Source organism: Methanomethylovorans hollandica DSM 15978, from assembly GCF_000328665.1.
GTDB classification, from domain to species: Archaea; Halobacteriota; Methanosarcinia; order Methanosarcinales; family Methanosarcinaceae; genus Methanomethylovorans; species Methanomethylovorans hollandica.
On the sequence record NC_019977.1, the window covers coordinates 684,116 to 700,860 of the forward strand.

General features: G+C 41.9%; 17 protein-coding genes. 11 read left to right on the plus strand and 6 right to left on the minus strand.

Annotated features, from left to right (window positions below; all coding sequences use genetic code 11):
- Positions 1-30: 30 nt before the first annotated feature.
- On the minus strand, positions 31-2,361 hold the full coding sequence (locus METHO_RS03270; RefSeq protein WP_172635181.1) for a PGF-pre-PGF domain-containing protein: 2,331 nt from the start codon (positions 2,359-2,361) through the stop codon (positions 31-33).
- A 490-nt stretch (positions 2,362-2,851) separates the two neighbouring features.
- Between METHO_RS03270 and METHO_RS03275 the strand changes: the two genes are divergently transcribed.
- On the plus strand, positions 2,852-4,051 hold the full coding sequence (locus METHO_RS03275; RefSeq protein WP_015324096.1) for a tyrosine-type recombinase/integrase: 1,200 nt from the start codon (positions 2,852-2,854) through the stop codon (positions 4,049-4,051).
- Between the two features lie 19 nt (positions 4,052-4,070).
- Here the strand turns inward: METHO_RS03275 and METHO_RS03280 are convergent, their stop codons facing one another.
- The 3 genes from METHO_RS03280 to METHO_RS03285 form a co-directional block, all read right to left on the minus strand.
- The gene (locus METHO_RS03280) at positions 4,071-4,640 is read right to left on the minus strand and encodes a GNAT family N-acetyltransferase (protein ID WP_015324097.1); all 570 of its coding nucleotides are present in this window, start codon (positions 4,638-4,640) and stop codon (positions 4,071-4,073) included.
- Positions 4,621-4,785 (minus strand): hypothetical protein, encoded by a 165-nt coding sequence (locus METHO_RS13865; RefSeq protein ID WP_015324098.1) that lies wholly within the window; start codon positions 4,783-4,785, stop codon positions 4,621-4,623. Before METHO_RS13865 ends, METHO_RS03280 begins: the two co-directional genes overlap by 20 nt.
- 198 nt (positions 4,786-4,983) lie before the next feature.
- Positions 4,984-5,295 (minus strand): hypothetical protein, encoded by a 312-nt coding sequence (locus METHO_RS03285; RefSeq protein WP_015324099.1) that lies wholly within the window; start codon positions 5,293-5,295, stop codon positions 4,984-4,986.
- A gap of 119 nt (positions 5,296-5,414) precedes the next feature.
- Here METHO_RS03285 and METHO_RS13225 point away from each other — a divergent pair, with 119 nt between their 5' ends.
- The 10 genes from METHO_RS13225 to METHO_RS03325 all read left to right on the plus strand — a co-directional run bounded on the left by METHO_RS13225 (position 5,415) and on the right by METHO_RS03325 (position 12,645).
- A complete protein-coding gene (locus tag METHO_RS13225; protein ID WP_015324100.1) occupies positions 5,415-5,579 on the plus strand; it encodes an AbrB/MazE/SpoVT family DNA-binding domain-containing protein in 165 nt (54 codons plus the stop codon).
- A 133-nt stretch (positions 5,580-5,712) separates the two neighbouring features.
- Positions 5,713-5,907 carry a hypothetical protein gene (locus tag METHO_RS03290; protein WP_015324101.1) on the plus strand — a complete coding sequence of 65 codons (195 nt, stop codon included), beginning with the start codon at positions 5,713-5,715 and terminating at the stop codon, positions 5,905-5,907.
- A 3-nt stretch (positions 5,908-5,910) separates the two neighbouring features.
- Entirely contained in the window at positions 5,911-6,225 is a 315-nt protein-coding gene (locus tag METHO_RS03295) for a hypothetical protein (RefSeq protein ID WP_015324102.1), read from the plus strand.
- Positions 6,226-6,919: 694 nt separating this feature from the next.
- Complete coding sequence (locus tag METHO_RS03300) at positions 6,920-7,180, plus strand: hypothetical protein (protein WP_015324105.1); 261 nt, start codon at positions 6,920-6,922, stop codon at positions 7,178-7,180.
- Positions 7,177-8,226, plus strand: a complete 1,050-nt coding sequence (locus METHO_RS03305) for a CHC2 zinc finger domain-containing protein (protein WP_015324106.1) — start codon at positions 7,177-7,179, stop codon at positions 8,224-8,226. Before METHO_RS03300 ends, METHO_RS03305 begins: the two co-directional genes overlap by 4 nt.
- A 3-nt stretch (positions 8,227-8,229) precedes the next feature.
- Entirely contained in the window at positions 8,230-10,761 is a 2,532-nt protein-coding gene (locus tag METHO_RS03310) for a DNA primase family protein (protein WP_015324107.1), read from the plus strand.
- A complete protein-coding gene (locus tag METHO_RS13545; RefSeq protein WP_156811018.1) occupies positions 10,758-10,913 on the plus strand; it encodes a hypothetical protein in 156 nt (51 codons plus the stop codon). Before METHO_RS03310 ends, METHO_RS13545 begins: the two co-directional genes overlap by 4 nt.
- A 196-nt stretch (positions 10,914-11,109) precedes the next feature.
- Positions 11,110-11,391 carry a hypothetical protein gene (locus METHO_RS03315; protein ID WP_015324108.1) on the plus strand — a complete coding sequence of 94 codons (282 nt, stop codon included), beginning with the start codon at positions 11,110-11,112 and terminating at the stop codon, positions 11,389-11,391.
- A 5-nt stretch (positions 11,392-11,396) separates the two neighbouring features.
- Complete coding sequence (locus METHO_RS03320; RefSeq protein WP_015324109.1) at positions 11,397-11,690, plus strand: hypothetical protein; 294 nt, start codon at positions 11,397-11,399, stop codon at positions 11,688-11,690.
- A gap of 289 nt (positions 11,691-11,979) precedes the next feature.
- Positions 11,980-12,645, plus strand: a complete 666-nt coding sequence (locus METHO_RS03325; RefSeq protein ID WP_216594313.1) for a type I restriction endonuclease — start codon at positions 11,980-11,982, stop codon at positions 12,643-12,645.
- 562 nt (positions 12,646-13,207) lie between these two features.
- Here METHO_RS03325 and METHO_RS03330 read toward each other — a convergent pair.
- On the minus strand, positions 13,208-14,470 hold the full coding sequence (locus METHO_RS03330; RefSeq protein WP_015324111.1) for a lamin tail domain-containing protein: 1,263 nt from the start codon (positions 14,468-14,470) through the stop codon (positions 13,208-13,210).
- Between the two features lie 184 nt (positions 14,471-14,654).
- Positions 14,655-16,634: a lamin tail domain-containing protein gene (locus METHO_RS13070; protein WP_245546327.1), complete on the minus strand. Its 1,980-nt coding sequence runs from the start codon at positions 16,632-16,634 to the stop codon at positions 14,655-14,657.
- Positions 16,635-16,745 lie beyond the last annotated feature (111 nt).

The window sequence follows — 16,745 nt, forward strand, 5'->3', positions numbered from 1 at the left end:
CTCTCCTACAAATTATTTGTGGAAAAGAGCTCAATTTTTTTGTCTTTTTAAATATTCATATCCAACTGCAATTATACCTATCAGAAGGAAGGCCATTATGTATGTCCATATCCTTGACTTTTCGGCCTTTGTTCCCTCTAATTCAATATCTTCTACATTTGAAAGGTTCATGTCACCATCGTTTGCAGATGCAAGCATCTTTCCAGCTGTAATGGCAAACGGAGAAAATCCAGGAGTTTGGGCTTCGAATATGGAATAACTTGTATTGTTGTTTTCAAGAGTTGTGGGGAGCACTTCCCATGCGGTTCCATTATATCTCTGTAACTTAATGTCACCAGCGCTGATCTCCATCTCTTCAATCCATGAATTATTCACTATGAACTCCACGCGTGCATCCCTTATGTTCTCAGATGTAGCAAATCCAGCCTTACCTACCCATATATTGATGTGTTTATAGATTAATCCTTCAGGATTGGTGGATACGAGTTTTGATCTGTTGTTAAGCACCTCTATAGTGGACGTTATCTCCCCGGAGTTCTTAAGAGAATAAAAGCTGACCTCCTGTATAGGATTACCTTCTCTTGAGAACTCATAGGTGACATTTTGATTCATTCTGAGGTATTCATTATCCACATCTTTTGCGGCTACGTTTACAAAGTCCTCAACGCTGCCTGCACCACCGCCACCGCCACCACCGCTGCTACTGCTACCAGTACTACTGCTGCCGCCACTGCTTTTTCTGCTGCTACCCCCTCCTCCTCCTCCTCCGCTGCTGGCTGCAGACGTAGTGAGGCTGATACTTACTGCTTCTCCGTGCAATCCATTTTGATTGTAAGGGACCAGAGTATAGTTGTAAGTTGTGGAGCTAGTAAGGTCACGATGTGTATAAGTTGAATCTGTTACATTAGCAAGGAGAACACCATTCTGGCTTATATGTACCGTTGCAGTATCTTCGGAAGCATCCCACTCCAGTGTGATCGAGCTTGTCCTGATATCCTTTCCTTCGAGGTTTGAAATTACGGGCAGCTTCAGTGTGGTAGCTGAATCACTCACTTGTTCAGTATTAATGTTTCCGGAAGTATCGACGGTTTCTATACTGATGGTATGTTCCACTCCGTTGCTAAGTCCTGTTGCATTGTAATCGTTGTTTGGGGTACTTGTGACCAGTTTCCCATCTATGTAGATCCGAGCTTCACTGAAATCAGGGTCTGCGGGATTAGTCCATGTCCAGTGTATCCAGCTTGCACCTACATTACTTTCCTTAATGCCCGTTACACGTGCCGGTGGGGCTCTGTCTATGGTCATGGTGGTCGCCTGATCAGTTACTATTGAAGGATTTATGTTCCCGGCAGTATCTACAGTTTGAATGCCGATTGTGTGTACTGATCCTTCAAGAAGTCCTGTTGCATTATAAGCACTGGTATTCCTGCTGGATGTGCTTGTTACCAATACTCCGTCCAGGTAGACCATCACATTATTGAAATCTGCATCATTTGGGTTTGTCCATGCCCAGCGGATCCAGCTTTGTCCAGTAGCTGTTTCCCTCAGGTTTGTAACAGAAGAAGGCGCAGCCTGTCTTGCAGCGTCGAATGTTGCTGCAGCTGTTCTCAGGGATGTAACTGCCTGGCCGACTTCTGCATTTGTTGCGTTTCCATTATTTGCAACTGTCTGTGCCGCAGCAATTGCTGCTCTGAATGTATCTATTGATGCTTGCGAGTACTGGCCGATCCCAGTCCCGGGAGTTGCTGTTGACGCCTTTGCATTTGCTTCAGCAATGGCTGTTGTCAATGTGCTTTTATCTATGGATGTTATTCTGGCAGCATCAAAAGCAGCTTCAGCAGTTGCCAGAGCACTTCTTGCATTGTTTACCCCTGTTTGCGTGGCACGTGTATTGTCCGCAACTCCCTGTGCTGTGGAAATTGCTGCTCTGAATGCATCTATTGCTGATTGTGGGTATTGGTTTATCTCATTTCCTGGAACCACGCTTGCTATTTTCCCATTGGCAGCTGCAATTGCTTGCACCAAATTGGTTTTATCCACTCCTATGACGTTGATTGGGACTATTATGCTAACACTATCATTAGTGCCACTAATAGTTGCTCTGAATGTTACATGACGTGTGCCAAGACTGTCGTTACGAGGGGTCCAGTCGAAAGCGTATCTATCTGGATTTTGTGTACTTGGCCTAAATGTTGCCCCAGCTGGCAAATTCAGAGCTTCAACTCTTATTGTGGCATTAATATTCTCGGTATCTCTTGCAGTGACATTAAAATTCAGACGCTCATTTTCGCTGATTGTTTTAGGTTCAATAGGTGTAATTACAAGGTCAGCTGCACAAATTCCAGCTGAAATTAAAAACAAAAATAATACAAAGCCTATACAGACTAATTTATTTAACTTGATTTGCATTTTACCATCCACCCCATGATCTATGGAGTATTTTAAGTTGCTTTATGTTGTCCAGTATTTGATGCTACCTTGCATCAAGTAATATTTAAAATTACTCTAAAAATCCAGATGGGCGTAATATATTTTTTATGTCATTATTAATAAAACATCAAGTGAGATAAATGGCGATAAAAGAGCAGAAGAAGGCAGGAACTAAGAAGCCAGCTCAGGAATAAGTGCTTTATCACACATACCCATCCGGTGGTGTATCAAAGAGAAAGTAAATGTGCAACTTAATCTTTGCAAAATTAGTCTGTGGGAGGAAGACCCTCCACTCATTTATATCAATATCCAAATAAAATTGCAAAAAACAGTAACATCTTAGGAATATCAAAAACTTTTTATGGACCCGTAGGGTCTATAATCCAAAATTATATAGACCTAAGCAACGTTTTGTAAAGTGATGACTCGCAATGTTGATGATATTCACTGTACTGATACAGGTTTTTTATGTGCAATGGAACGCCTGAAAAACTCAGGGATTGGCCAGGAGAACATAAACATTATTGAGAAGTTTGTGATAGCCTGCAGGCGGGAAGAGCTGGCAAAGAATACTATAATATGGTACATTAATTATAGTACCCGTTTAGCACAGCGCCTTCATGATATGGGATATGACAAGACAATTGATAAGCTGGAACAGGATGATTTTGATAGGCTGTTATTTTACCTGGAGGAAGAGAGGGGACTTTCACCGAGCAGCCTTAGGAACTATAGAAAGCTGATTAAAAAGTTCTATGGATGGGCTTATAATGGCGAGCCTCCACGCTGGATTAAGGACATTAAACTTAATACCATAGATACACCTGTGCAGCCGTCTGATCTACTCACACAGGCCGATTTTGATAAGCTTATGGAGGCATGTAGACACCCCAGGGATAAAGCCCTTATTGCTGTACTTGCAGATTCCGGGATGAGAGTAGGGGCCCTGGCATCCTGCAGAGTAAAGAATGTTGTGTTCAATCAATACGGGGCCATTCTCTATATATCACCTACCAGCCAATCAAAGAAAAACACACCTGCAAAAGGTATTCCTTTAACTTGGTCCACTGGATATCTTAACCAATGGATGGCAGTACACCCACTCAGAGAAGATCCTGAAGCGCCTTTGTGGGTTACCCGTGACAGGAACATGGAACCGTTGAGTTACAAGTCTTTCCGAATCACAATAAAGAAGATTGCTGAACGCGCAGGCATAAAGAAGCGGGTTAATCCCCACAGCTTCAGGCATCTTGCTATTACTCATTGGATCTTAGACGGATACAACGAGCAGGAGATCAAGCACCGGGCCGGGTGGTCCAAAGGATCCACACAGATGTTTAAGATATATGCCAATTTCACAGATCAGGAAATTAATGATAGGATCTATGAGAAGTGCGGATTGAAGACAGAGGACAAAAGGCACGTCACCCTTAAGAAGTGTCCACGCTGCAGCAACGTGTTAAGGCAGTCGGATAAGTTCTGCTCGCAGTGCTCTCTTGTGCTGGACAGGCAGGCACTGGACGAGATCAAGCAGTATGAAGACAGGTTGCCTGAGATACTACAACTTGTAATGAGATCAGAGAAGGCAAGGGAATTAATGGGAAATATGGAGAAAAGTTAACAGTGAAAGATATTCTCTTTCATTCTGTTCCATCTTTAATATATGGTTCCAAAGATTCTATCGGCTCTAGTTCTTCTATAATTGGTTGCATGTTCAAGTAAAGGACAGGATACTCTTTTTTCCTAGACTCTTCAACAAGCTTAAAACTATGCTTTGTGTAAAATGTTACTGACTGTGGCTTTGAGTCAACTGTAATATATCTACACCCTGCAATATCTGATACCTTTTGAGTTAGGTATATAGCAATATGTAGCATGTATGATCCCACACCCATACGTTGGAACTTTTCATCCGTTGCTAACCTAGCAAGTTTCAAAGCTGGGTATCTTGAGTAAGGGAAATCATCTACACAGTCAGAAGAATTGATTGATTTAACTTGTATTGTATCGGTGGTTAAAGTGAAATATCCTACTAGATGATTTTGATAATAGCAGACATAAGTCTTATTGATGAGTTGCTCTTGATTCCGGAGAGCATCGTTTTTCAAGAAATCGTTTAAATCACTATTTGTACAGTGAAAATATGAAATATCTATTCTTTTAGAAAGTGGATGAGTAACAAATTCAGAATCATCTATCTTTGATGTCAAGATTAAACCTAATCGTGCTTGCAAGTTTCCTTGCTCTCTTGAACATCTCTACCTGCTGTTTTGTGGCTGGTTTCTTTTCGTTCTCCCAGAATTCCCGGGCGTCTTCACCTTCTAGGACCAGACCCAGCTCTATAGGTTTTGCCATCTCCTCTATCTCCTACTACTAATTATAATCTGTGATTTATACAAAAATCAATGTCTATATTAGTTATTACCTGTCTATAAACATTGCCGTTTGTAAAGATCCGTGATCCGGACAGGGCAATGATGAACGTGGAGAAAAGATAAAGTTTTTTGATGTGTTAATTTGGTAGATAGTAACAGATCATGATAGTTTACAATGTTATTTATCGCTTGATTTTTTGTTTTCTCCATCGCTCACAAGCAAGTATAATTCAAATGCCTTGCTCATTGCCTCCATCCGGGTTTTAAGCTCTTCTATCTCTTCCTGTTGCTTATCCTGTCTTTTCTCAGTATCGGTTATCTTTTTTTCTATGTTGGTGTCATCGGTTAGTTTTTCCGAAGCGTCAACAATCAATATCAGTGCTTCTGTCCGGTTCCTGGCTTTCCCGGCCTCTATCATTTTATCGAGGTGTTCAATAACCCGGTCTGGCAGTCGGAAATTATATTTTTTTGTGAACGTGTCGCTTTCCATAGTGGTACATTTGTATGTATGGTATTTGTATTATGTGGTTTTATAAAAATACAATTGTATGTACAAATGTACGCAAGCTTTAAATGCAATCCTAGCATACATACAATTGGAGGTACAAAATGACTCACAGAATATTAGCACAGGGGAAAAACAGCCGGACCTTCCTTTGTATTCCTGCTTATCTTCGTGATAAGTTCGGATTGAAGAAAGGCAGTATAGTAGATGTGACTGACACAGAAGGAAAGATAGTAATTACTCCGATTATGGAGAATGACAAAGAATAAGAAGAAATGTGAATCCCCGGAAGCCGAAACCCCAGAAATTCACAGACTCGCACCTGTGAATATGTCTCTCTAGGCATATATCAGTTTTGTAGGTTCTGGCTTCCTGGAGACCACAAAACAGGAGGCAAAGAACATGACTGAAATCAGAGACTTGCAGACAACTGCAGCGGAATTGTATAACAGTGTGGAAAACAAGAAGTGGATCTTTACCCACACAAGGAACGAAACCGAATATTACGCCATCAGAAACGCCTTGAAGGTTCTGTCTAACTGGCAACCTGTGGAATGGCAGGGAGAACCGGGCGAACGTGTACCCGTGGAGGTGTGAATAATGAAGAAAATCATAAACGGCAAGATGTACAACACCGAGACAGCCGAAGAAATAGCAACCTGGTCTAATTCATACTACCCTTCAGATTTCCACTACTGCCAGGAAACCCTATACAAGACAAAGAAGGGAGCATACTTCTTATACGGGGAAGGCGGTCCAGCCTCCCGGTATTCTCAACCAGTGGGCAACAGTGGCCGGGGTGGTGGCAGTGAAATAGTAGCACTCACAGCCGACCGGGCCTTTGATTGGCTGGAAGAGCACGACCTCACAGAAGAAGCAGAAAAAGAATTTCCCGGAAAGATCGAGGAGGCCTGAAAAATGCCTATTGCAGTATCGAACCTAGCGGGCAATGGTGACAGCGTTATAGACATGCTAGTTATTGCAGTTTTAATAATCGCATTTTTATATTTTCTTTTTTTGTTTTGTGGTTTTTAAGAAATAATAGAAAACTGTAACCCACAAAAGCAACCCGAAAATTGCTAGCACAATGCCACAAAATGTATATACTATTAAGTAGAAAACGGCGTCCGATAGCGAAAAGCGAAAAGCTTAAGTGCAACAACTGTGTATATATCTATTGCAGTAAAAAAAAGAAGAATAAGATGGAGAAAAAAATGCCAATAGATGTGAATTTGTCTTTGGTCAGGATTCGGCGGTCGACTCATCGTGCCCTAATGCACGAAGCCCGTGCTCTTGGTTTGAAGCAATGGGCGATGTTTGAGTTGATGGCAGAACACTATTTTAAGCATAGAGGAGACCCGGAAAAATGACCCACTAAAGAGCACTTGTGTCCGTGACGGTATTTCCAACAGAAAACAGTATAATAGAGAGCCACGGGGATGTTCGCAGCACCCCCGATAAGCTCAAAACCGCGAGTGTTTTAACTCTACGTTTGCCTCCTGGGCAATATAGGGTTTGCCTATATGATTATAAGATTAGTATAGGTGCATAAATACATTTTGCGTGTTTTTGGGTGTGGTTCTCGTCTCGAAAAAAAGAGATGAGATATATGATAAACAAAAATAATAATGATGTTGGGCCTAGGCACGACCCAACTATAGAGAACTGTGCTACACTATATAGAAACGACTCACAGGTTTATAATACTAATCCTTCTGTTTCGGATGACTTGCAGCAGTTGAGAAACGAGTCAGTGATTAGGGATTTTGCCAACGTTACCCCAGATACATACGCGTTGATCAAGGCTACTAATCCTACTCTTTTAATGTTCGTGAATCTCGCTAAAAAGATCATGGAGGCAGTGGGATGAGCACGAATGGCGGGGTCACTGTCCAGGAGATAAAGGACAAGTTGGATATTGTCCAAGTATTCAAAAAATACGGGCACTCGCTTAAAAAAGAAGGGAGTGAATATAAAGGTTCAATCTCTGCAACTTCGAAAAGTGGGAAATCCCTACACGTCAACCCAGATAAACAGGTATACAATGATTTTGCAGGCCATGCCGGGGGCGGGGATGTACTCGATGCTATTGCATACTGTGAAGGTCTTGATATTAGAAGTGACTTCCCACAGGTCCTTAAGATCGCTGCAGATATGGCAGGCATTGAGCTACACGACAGCGGCATAGATTATGACATTGTTGCAGAAAAAAGAGAGCTTCAGCGGTTGTATAAGATCGCATTCAAGTATTACCACGGCTGCCTACCTGAAAAGGGACTGGAATACATCCGGGGCAAGTGGGGAATACCGGATAAGACCATAGACGAGCAGTTGATTGGGTGGGCTCCAGATAATAGCCATCTGTCACAGGTCCCAGAAATTAAAGACAACTTTCCCGAGGAGTTATTGATAAAATCCGGCTTGTTCTACTGCAATGGTGATGGCAAGCTAGTCGATATCTACAGAGGAAGAATTGTATTTCCATACTGTAAGAACGGGGAAATAGTCTACTCCATTGGCAGAGATCCAAAGTGGGATGAAGACAGGAGCCGAAAGAAGTTCATAAAACAGCTGGTACACTCTGAGAAGCATCCTTATGTCAGTCGGGCTGTTGAAAATGTCTTATTTGGTCTGGATTCCATCAAAGGCAAAGACATGGTCTACATTACCGAGGGTATTGCAGATGCTATAGTGCTACTGCAGGCGGGGCTACCCGTACTTAGTCCGGTCACGGTTCGGTTTAAGGAATCCGATATCGAACAATTGGTTTCATCTTGCAGGGGTAAGAAATTAGTCAAGATCATCAATGACAATGAAACCAGTGAGAGCGGTCTTAAAGGTGCAATTGATACAGCGAAAGCCCTTGAATCGGCTGGAATACGGGCAGAAATAATCATTTTGCCTTTGGAGGGGTGAGATATGGCAAAGATAGACGTTGCCGAGTACATGCTAACCCATACAAAGGAAGAACTTGAAGGGCTGCCGGGTGTCGATGTATGGACTAAATTATTATCAATGGAACCCGTTCCAGAATCACCACAGGATAAAGTAAGGGCGTTTAAAAACTTCATTTTTGAACACCTTGTTGACATGGATCCGGTGGAGCGGGCGGTGTTCTGCAGGGAGAACGGAAAGAATCATTTCGGCCTGACAAAGGGCGATATTAATACAATACTGAAAGGTGTTACTTTCAAATCCGGGGATGGTCGCTATTTTACCGGTGACGGTTCTTTTATTCCGTCGAAATTATCTGAAGACCTACAGCAGAAACACAAATTCATTACAACACCTCAAGGAAAATGGGTTTATCACCCGGATACCGGCTGCTATCAGATGGATGGAGAAGAACTGATCCGGCGCGAGACACGGGATGCGCTTGGGATACATAGCAATGAACACTATGGTAATGAAGTGGTTTATGACATTTCAATCAGTACGCGCAAGGATGCAGACGTATTCAACGGAAACTCACAATATGTGAACCTGCAGAATGGATATATTAACATATCCAGCGGGGAATTTTTCGAGCATTCGCCCAATGTTTATTTTACATACGCACTGCCTTTCAAGTACGACGCTAGAGCGGAATGTCCGCAATTTGAAAAGTTTCTAAACGTGGCGGGCATTGATAGAATAGATGCATTAGAACTTATTGCCTACTGCTTAGTACCTGGGTATCCGATCCATTCTATACACGTCCTCATAGGGGACGGGGGGAACGGGAAGGGGACGTTTATAAGACTCCTAACCCGTCTGTTGGGTCCAGAAAATACCACATCATACACAATGCAGGAACTTGCAAAGGACCCATACGCAAAGGCCGGACTATATGGCAAACTGGCTAACCTATGCGGAGACATGCCCGGCAACCGAGTAGAGGACACAGCGACCATCAAAAGCCTATCCGGGGGGGACAAGATAACAGCAAGGAATATCTACGGCAAGCCTTTCGATTTTATCAACGGGGCTAAGCAGATATACAGTATGAACCAAATGCCGGAATATGACGACAATACCGACAGCACCTATAGACGACACAATATTATTCTTTTTAAAAATCTGGTTGAAGGCGCTACCGAGGGGTTCAATGAAGAAGCACTTGCTGAAGAGATACCGGGAATATTCAATCAGGCACTCCATGTTTTGCCGGACCTGTTGAAAAGAAAGAAGTTCAGTGTATGGAGAAGCATAGAAGAAACAAGAAGCCTCGTGCAGATGAAGAGCAACAGCGTTGCTGCATTCCTTGCCACATGTGTGACGGTCGGCGACGGAGAAACCACTGTCCAGGATGCATATACAGCATATACTAAGTTTTGTGTTGAAAACGGGGAAACCCGGGTAACAAATACTGTTTTTGGAAGGCGTCTTAAAAAGCAGCATCCCGACGATATACAGAGGGTTCCCAAAATCACGGCGGGGGTTAGGACATTTTATTATGTGGGAATATCACTGAACCCGGGATATAAAAATCTTTCAGCATTTGTGGTTGATACGGAATATTTTAAGAAGCACTGTAATAATTTGGATAAGTGCGACACAGCAGAGACACCGATCGACACAGCAAACACCGCAATCGACACAGCAAAGACACAGATAAATAATCTGATTTTTCAACAGCATGAGACTGAATTGCCTATAAAAGACACAGATAACTCTACTATATTTAATAATAGATCAGAAAACAAAACAGATGTACCTAATGTTTGTTCTGGCGTAGTAGAGAGGAATGCAGAGTTTGCTGTGTCTGATGGAGAAAACACGGCGGCTGATAATGAAAGTGCTGAAAATCATCTGTGTCTTTGCTGTGTCTGGGACCCGGCTGATAGTGTTTTATCTGTGTCTGATGTATCCGGCTGGATAGACGACTGGGAAAAGTCCAACGGTCCAATCTATGGAAAGAAGGCCATCCAGGCAGCACAAGACATCTGCAAGAATCATAGGGTACATTCAACCGAGTATAGCTATGTGGAGGCAGCTGTCAAGAAGAGGGCGGCTGTAACGACTGAGAAAAATGATGCCAAGGAAACAGATCCCAAACTGATCTTTGAGGCAGTTGAGAAAAGATCTAAGGGTCGTTGCCTAGATTGTGGGGTAGATACTCACCTTAATGAGGAGATAGGCAAGGGGTATAGGTGTAAACAATGCCATGATGTTTACTCTAATCCTCCTCCTGTGGTGATTCCTGAGGAAATCAGCCTGGAACCTGCAGATAGTGAAAACACAACAGTAAGTTACTGTAAGGAACCAGGCATACCCTTACAAGATTCTGTAAGGAAATACTGCAGAGACTGGGAACCAGTCAAAAAGGCAAGTATCAATTCTCAGAACTATATGGATGTTGTCACCGATTACCTGAAAGGTTACATACTTTCTGAGGACATGCGTGGACCTATAGCGGCGGCGGTTATGATCTATGCCAAAATTCCACAACCGTTGGAGGTGACACCATGAGCACCACATTCCGGGATCTTTCCGAAGATCAGCTTTGCAGGATCCTCCAGGAAGCAGATCACATGTGTTATAGAGAAATTGCTGTAGAAATGGATGTGCCACTCGGGACAGTAAAGGGGGTACTCAGAAGAGCCAGGAGAAACCATGTGTGAAAATGCGGCTACTGTGCCCCATATCTGCATGAAAACTATGGAATTTTGCTCCCAGGAACGTTTATTCTTGTCGGGTGGTGTTCCTATCTACACACCCGAGAAAATGCCGTGGTGGGCTGGATATTAATTCCTGGTGTGCACAAAACAGTTAAAGGGTTATAAATTCTTCATTAAAATAAGAGTCAGGTGTATAAAAATGAATGACAACGAAAACAACAACGAGGAAAGCGTTTTACCGTCGGAACCACTCGACCGCAACCACCTATTAGACATTTCGAGTAAAATGATAAAAGACATTTTTAACCGGACTAAGGGTAAGCGGTTCAGGCCAACAGAAGGCGACGCTGTTAAGCTGCAGTATCTAAGAATACTGATAAGTGCAATACAGGCACATAATGCCATTTTGAAGGATTCAGAACTTGATGACATTAAGAAAAGGTTAGATTCTCTCGAAGCTACAAAAACACCCCGGGAATGAAAAAAATGACACTAGAAACCATCAAGAAGAGATTGTCCGAGCTTGAAACCGGCCACCCTGAGAAATGGGAAAGGGTATTGTCCTTGGACTACGAACACTATGAAGATTTCCTTATAGCAGCAAAGGGGAACACTCATGAACTGGGTGTTATCGGCATTGTTCCACAGGCAGATGAACTAAGATCCTGCCTGTTAAGAATGGAATCGGCGGGCTGCTATGATGAAGAGCTTATTGAAACTGTGAGGAACCAACTTCATCAGCGTGAGGAAGAAGAAAAGTACAAAAAAGCAGCATATTAAAACAACGTCTAGTCGGGTTAATTGCCCCACTGTTTCCACCGTGGCTTTTTAGAATTTTGTAAAACAATCCAAGAAAAAGTTTTGTGGAGCCTGATTAACGTATCGTGGGCGTACCTAACACAAATGAGCATAGCCGCTCTTAAACTTCGGCAGTTATTATATCTCTAAATGTGTTCATTGTCATTAATAGGTGATAATATGCCAGCACCCCTCAGAAATAATAGAACTTGTAGGACGTTTTGATCAATATTATAAAAAATATACATCACCATCTTACAATGAAACACAAGTGAGAAGAGAATTCATTGATCCATTTTTCAAGTCACTAGGCTGGGATGTGGATAATACTCAGGCATACGATGAGAGGTATAAAGAGGTTATCCATGAGGATGCTGTAAAGGTGGGTGGCAAGACCAAAGCACCGGATTACTCTTTCAGGATCGGTGGGGTAAGGAAGTTCTTTGTTGAAGCAAAGAAACCGGCAGTAAATCTTAAAGAGAACCCAGAGCCTACATATCAGCTTCGCCGTTACGCATGGAGTGCAAAGTTGCCTGTAAGCATCCTTACGGACTTTGAGGAGTTCATTGTCTTTGATTGCACACGGAAACCATCACCGAATGATAATTCTTCGCTTGGGCGCATTGAATACTATACGTATAAGGATTATATCCAAAAATGGGATGAGATAGCATCGAAATATTCAAAAAAGGCTGTCTTTACAGGTAAATTTGATGATCTTGCCGATAGCCTGTTGCAGAAGAAAGGCGGAAAGGGTACAGCAGGCATAGATGATGCCTTCTTGGCGGAGATCGAAGGCTGGAGGGAGGAACTTGCTAAAAACCTTGCTCTCAGAAATGCCAGTCTTTCAGTACGGGAATTGAACCTTGCAGTGCAGAAGATCATTGATAGAATTGTTTTTTTACGTATATGTGAGGACAGGGGGATTGAGAAGTAAGGCCAGCTAAAAACAAAAGCTGAAGGGAAGGATGTTTACAAAGGCCACTGGAGCAGTTTTCTTTTTTACTATATGCAACCATTTAGTACTTCATTAACTTGTCTGCTATCTACCACCACATTGAAGGGGTATAAAACATATTTATCAACATAGCCTTATAAAAATAAAAAAAATTAAAGCCACACAATTATTTTATTATAGTTTAATATTTTGTAAATATCTTATGTTCTTGGTACAGGGAGATTTACAGCAAAATAGGGACAATGCTCACTATTCAGATACTCATTTTATGATTTGATGGGCTCTAGTCCACTTACATTATCAACAGCAGCTATGTACTCCATCACGATCTGCATATCCTTGCCCCGAATTGTCGAGAGCTTTAGCATATTTGAACATGTTGTGTATGCATAGGGTTTCTTCCTTAGTAAACCAATTATCTTTGCCCATGCTTTCAATTAAGCTGATATTGTTTTATCATCAAACAGCAGGATAACGTAAAACATCAGCTAGCATACAAATACACTGAGGAAGCTAACCCAAGCAACTATCATGCATCATTTTAAGATTTTAGTGAACTTATTAATTTTCCAGTTGAATCATAAAGATAAGCTGTATCACCATCATCATTCCAAACATGTGCATTATCATCCTTTCCCCAATATAGGTCGGTTGCACTATTGGAACCTTTATTAAGATGAATAATCACCGAAGAACCTGAATTAAAACTAAATGATGGGAAAACATAATCATGGTTATTACCTTCATCTGTTAATTTCCATCCATTCATATTTACAGGAGATGGGCTCACATTTTTTATTGTAACAGTCTCACCTTTTAAATCTACATCTATAATTTCAACGGTTCCAACATTTGTGGTAGGTACAGTAGGCGTGGTAGGTACAATAGGTGTGGTAGGTACAATAGGTGTGGCAGGTACAATAGGTGTGGTAGGTACAATAGGTGTGGTAGGTGAACTAATAGCATTAGCCCAATCACCAACTATAGGTTTTACACCGCTCCATCCCAGTCCAATTACATTATAGTTTGCACCATTTTGGATAAGGAAATTATTTCCGGATGGATTGTATACACCGACTTCATCAATATTGTCACCATTCCAATCACCAACAATTGGATTAGTTCCAGACCACCCAAAACCAAATACTTTTGCAGTAGCTGGGTTATTTCCTATAGCCCACTGTCCAGAAGAACTATCATAAACTCCAACATCATCTTTGTTATCTCCATTCCAATCACCAACTATAGGCTTTACACCTCTCCATCCCAGTCCAATTACATTGTAGTTTGCACCATTTTGGATAAGGAAATTATTTCCGGATGGATTGTATACACCGACTTCATCAATATTGTCACCATTCCAATCACCAACAATAGGGTTAGTGCCAGACCACCCGAACCCTACAATACGAATACCTGCTTCCGTATTGAGTGCCCATGTTCCTTTATTATCATAAACTCCAACGTCGTCATCTCCATCACCATCAAAATCTCCAACAACAGGTGTTACGCTGGCCCAGCCCAGCCCAATGACCTTATATCCATTAGTATCTTTAATTAAAAAATTATTACCGGATGGATTATAGATTCCGACGTCATTTTTACCATCACCATTCCAATCACCAACAATAGGATTAGTTCCAGACCACCCAAAACCAAATACTTTTGCAGTAGCTGGGTTATTTCCTACGGCCCATTGACCGTTATCAAATACCCCTACTTGATCAGCTGCTTGCACAAACGTGGGTAAAATTGTTAAAAGAATCAAACTCACAACTAATAATTTTAAATTGAAACTCCTCATTACATCACCTATTTTATATTTTTTTCCGATGTGTTAACATATATTAGTGAGACTATATCTTCTTTGCTGTAAAATATGATATTCATATACCTAATTAGAATACAGCATAACTAGGAAAATACAACACCATGAATCTATACGACTCCAAAGATTATTCTGTCCAGAGTGGTTTTAATAGACAAGTTCATCCCACCAGTGAGTCCACAAGATTTCCATTACTGTCATAGAGTGAAGCAGTATCTCCATCGTTATTCCAGAATGGATTCCCACTTCCCCAATATAGCTTAGTTTTAGAGTCTAATCCTTTGGAAGTATAGATAGTAACCGTTGCACCTGATTCTAACTGGAAGTAAGGGAAAGTATATGTATGCTTATTACCTTCGTCTTTGATCTTCCAGCCTGTTAGATCCACTGTAGAAGAACCTGGATTTGTAATAATCACAAATTCATTCCTAAGATCCAGATCAGAAATGTATACAGCATCTTCTGAGGTACTTGTCGTGCTTGTTCCACTTGAGCCTGTCTTTTCAGTGGTCACTGTGTATCTGGATCCATCCGTTGTAATGGTTATCGTACCGTCGTAATCTGTTCTGTAAACGGTGGATGCACCTTGCAGTCTTTGTAGTATGTTTGCATGCGGATGTCCATAATCATTACCAGCTCCAACTTCAATAACGCTGATGTCCGGACTAACAGCCGAAATGAATTCATATCCTGAGGCAGAAGTACTTCCATGATGTCCTACTTTGAGGATATCTACGTCCACATCGTAGCCTGCAGCCATAATGTTTTCCTCGGCTTCGAGGCCAGCATCTCCCATAAGCAGGAAAGATACGTCTCCATGTGTGATCTTAAGGACCACCGAGTTCTCGTTGAGCTCTTCAGATTGTTCTTTTTTCGGATTAAGTACTCGGATCTCTGTACCAGGAGCAAGATTGATGGTTTCCCCTCTTTCTGCCACATGGAAAAGAATGTTCTGTGCATCAATTGCCATCAACATGTTTTCATATGTCTTTGAAGTGTGTGGGTATCCCGAATCTATGAACTGGCCTACAGGATAATTATTAAGTGTTGTGAGCATTCCCCCTATATGGTCTGCGTGTGGATGAGTTGCAACCACATAGTCCAAAGAGGAAATCTTTCGTTCCCTGAGGAATGCAGAAACTGTGTATCCCATGTTGTTTTCACCGGCATCGATCAGCATAGTTTTTCCACCATATTCAAGTAGAATGGAATCTCCCTGGCCAACATCGATAAAGTGGACTGTTAAATTACTGTCCTGAACAGGAGAAGGAATTTGCTCAGTCGGTGTTTGTTGCGTAGGTGGCTGCTCCGGTGAATCTTTGTCTTGTGGCTTGTATATAGTACTTGCATCGATCCAACTACCTATAACGGGTGTGACTCTTGACCAACCAAGACCGATTACATCAAATCCGTTCTCTGTCTGGATTAGGAAATTATTACCAGCTGTGTTGTAAATGCCTACTTCAAAAATACCATCACCGTTCCAATCGCCTACGATCGGTTCAGTACCTGCCCATCCAAAACCCACGATTTCAGCGGAATTGGTATCAGTGTTCCACAAAGCCCAGGTACCTGCGTTGTTGTATACTCCGACCTCATCGGCTCCATCACCATTCCAGTCACCTACAACAGGAGTAACACCCGTCCATCCAAGACCTATTATATCAAATCCACTGCCTTTCTGAAGCAGGAAGTTATTACCTCTTCTATTGTATATTCCCACTTCAGTAACATCATCCCCATCCCAATCACCTACAACTGGCTCGGTGCCTACCCATCCGAAGCCCACAATGTCAGCGGAATTGGTATCAGTGTTCCACAAAGCCCAAGTGCCTTCTGTGTTATACACACCAACCTCGTCAGCTCTATCACCATTCCAATTCCCTACTACAGGTATCACACCTGTCCATCCTAATCCAATCACCTTGTACCCATTGGCATCTTGAATCACGAAGTTTTTTCCTGAAGGGTTGTAAACTCCTACTTCCTCTTTTCCATCACCATTCCAATCTCCTACCATTGGTTTGGTGTTTATCCATCCAAATCCAAATATAGTTGCAGTAGCCGGATCGTTTCCTACAGCCCACTGACCGTTGTCAAATACTCCCACTTCATCTGCTGATCCAATTCCTGAAGTCATTACAATAAAAAGCAGTAATATAGACAAACAAATTAATCTATTCAGTTTGATTTGCATTTTTAACACCACTCTATAATAATATCAAATATGATCTGGGATTGTTTTTCCTAG

Bases quoted from the DNA above. Each gene is read 5' to 3' on its own strand.
- METHO_RS03295 (WP_015324102.1), top strand. From the start codon at position 5,911: ATGAAGAAAATCATAAACGGCAAGATGTACAACACCGAGACAGCCGAA.
- METHO_RS03310 (WP_015324107.1), top strand. From the start codon at position 8,230: ATGGCAAAGATAGACGTTGCCGAGTACATGCTAACCCATACAAAGGAA.
- METHO_RS03315 (WP_015324108.1), top strand. From the start codon at position 11,110: ATGAATGACAACGAAAACAACAACGAGGAAAGCGTTTTACCGTCGGAA.
- METHO_RS03300 (WP_015324105.1), top strand. From the start codon at position 6,920: ATGATAAACAAAAATAATAATGATGTTGGGCCTAGGCACGACCCAACT.
- METHO_RS03330 (WP_015324111.1), bottom strand. From the start codon at position 14,470: ATGAGGAGTTTCAATTTAAAATTATTAGTTGTGAGTTTGATTCTTTTA.
- METHO_RS13225 (WP_015324100.1), top strand. From the start codon at position 5,415: ATGACTCACAGAATATTAGCACAGGGGAAAAACAGCCGGACCTTCCTT.
- METHO_RS13545 (WP_156811018.1), top strand. From the start codon at position 10,758: ATGAGCACCACATTCCGGGATCTTTCCGAAGATCAGCTTTGCAGGATC.
- METHO_RS03285 (WP_015324099.1), bottom strand. From the start codon at position 5,295: ATGGAAAGCGACACGTTCACAAAAAAATATAATTTCCGACTGCCAGAC.
- METHO_RS03275 (WP_015324096.1), top strand. From the start codon at position 2,852: ATGACTCGCAATGTTGATGATATTCACTGTACTGATACAGGTTTTTTA.
- METHO_RS13865 (WP_015324098.1), bottom strand. From the start codon at position 4,785: ATGGCAAAACCTATAGAGCTGGGTCTGGTCCTAGAAGGTGAAGACGCC.
- METHO_RS03320 (WP_015324109.1), top strand. From the start codon at position 11,397: ATGACACTAGAAACCATCAAGAAGAGATTGTCCGAGCTTGAAACCGGC.
- METHO_RS13070 (WP_245546327.1), bottom strand. From the start codon at position 16,634: ATGACTTCAGGAATTGGATCAGCAGATGAAGTGGGAGTATTTGACAAC.
- METHO_RS03290 (WP_015324101.1), top strand. From the start codon at position 5,713: ATGACTGAAATCAGAGACTTGCAGACAACTGCAGCGGAATTGTATAAC.
- METHO_RS03305 (WP_015324106.1), top strand. From the start codon at position 7,177: ATGAGCACGAATGGCGGGGTCACTGTCCAGGAGATAAAGGACAAGTTG.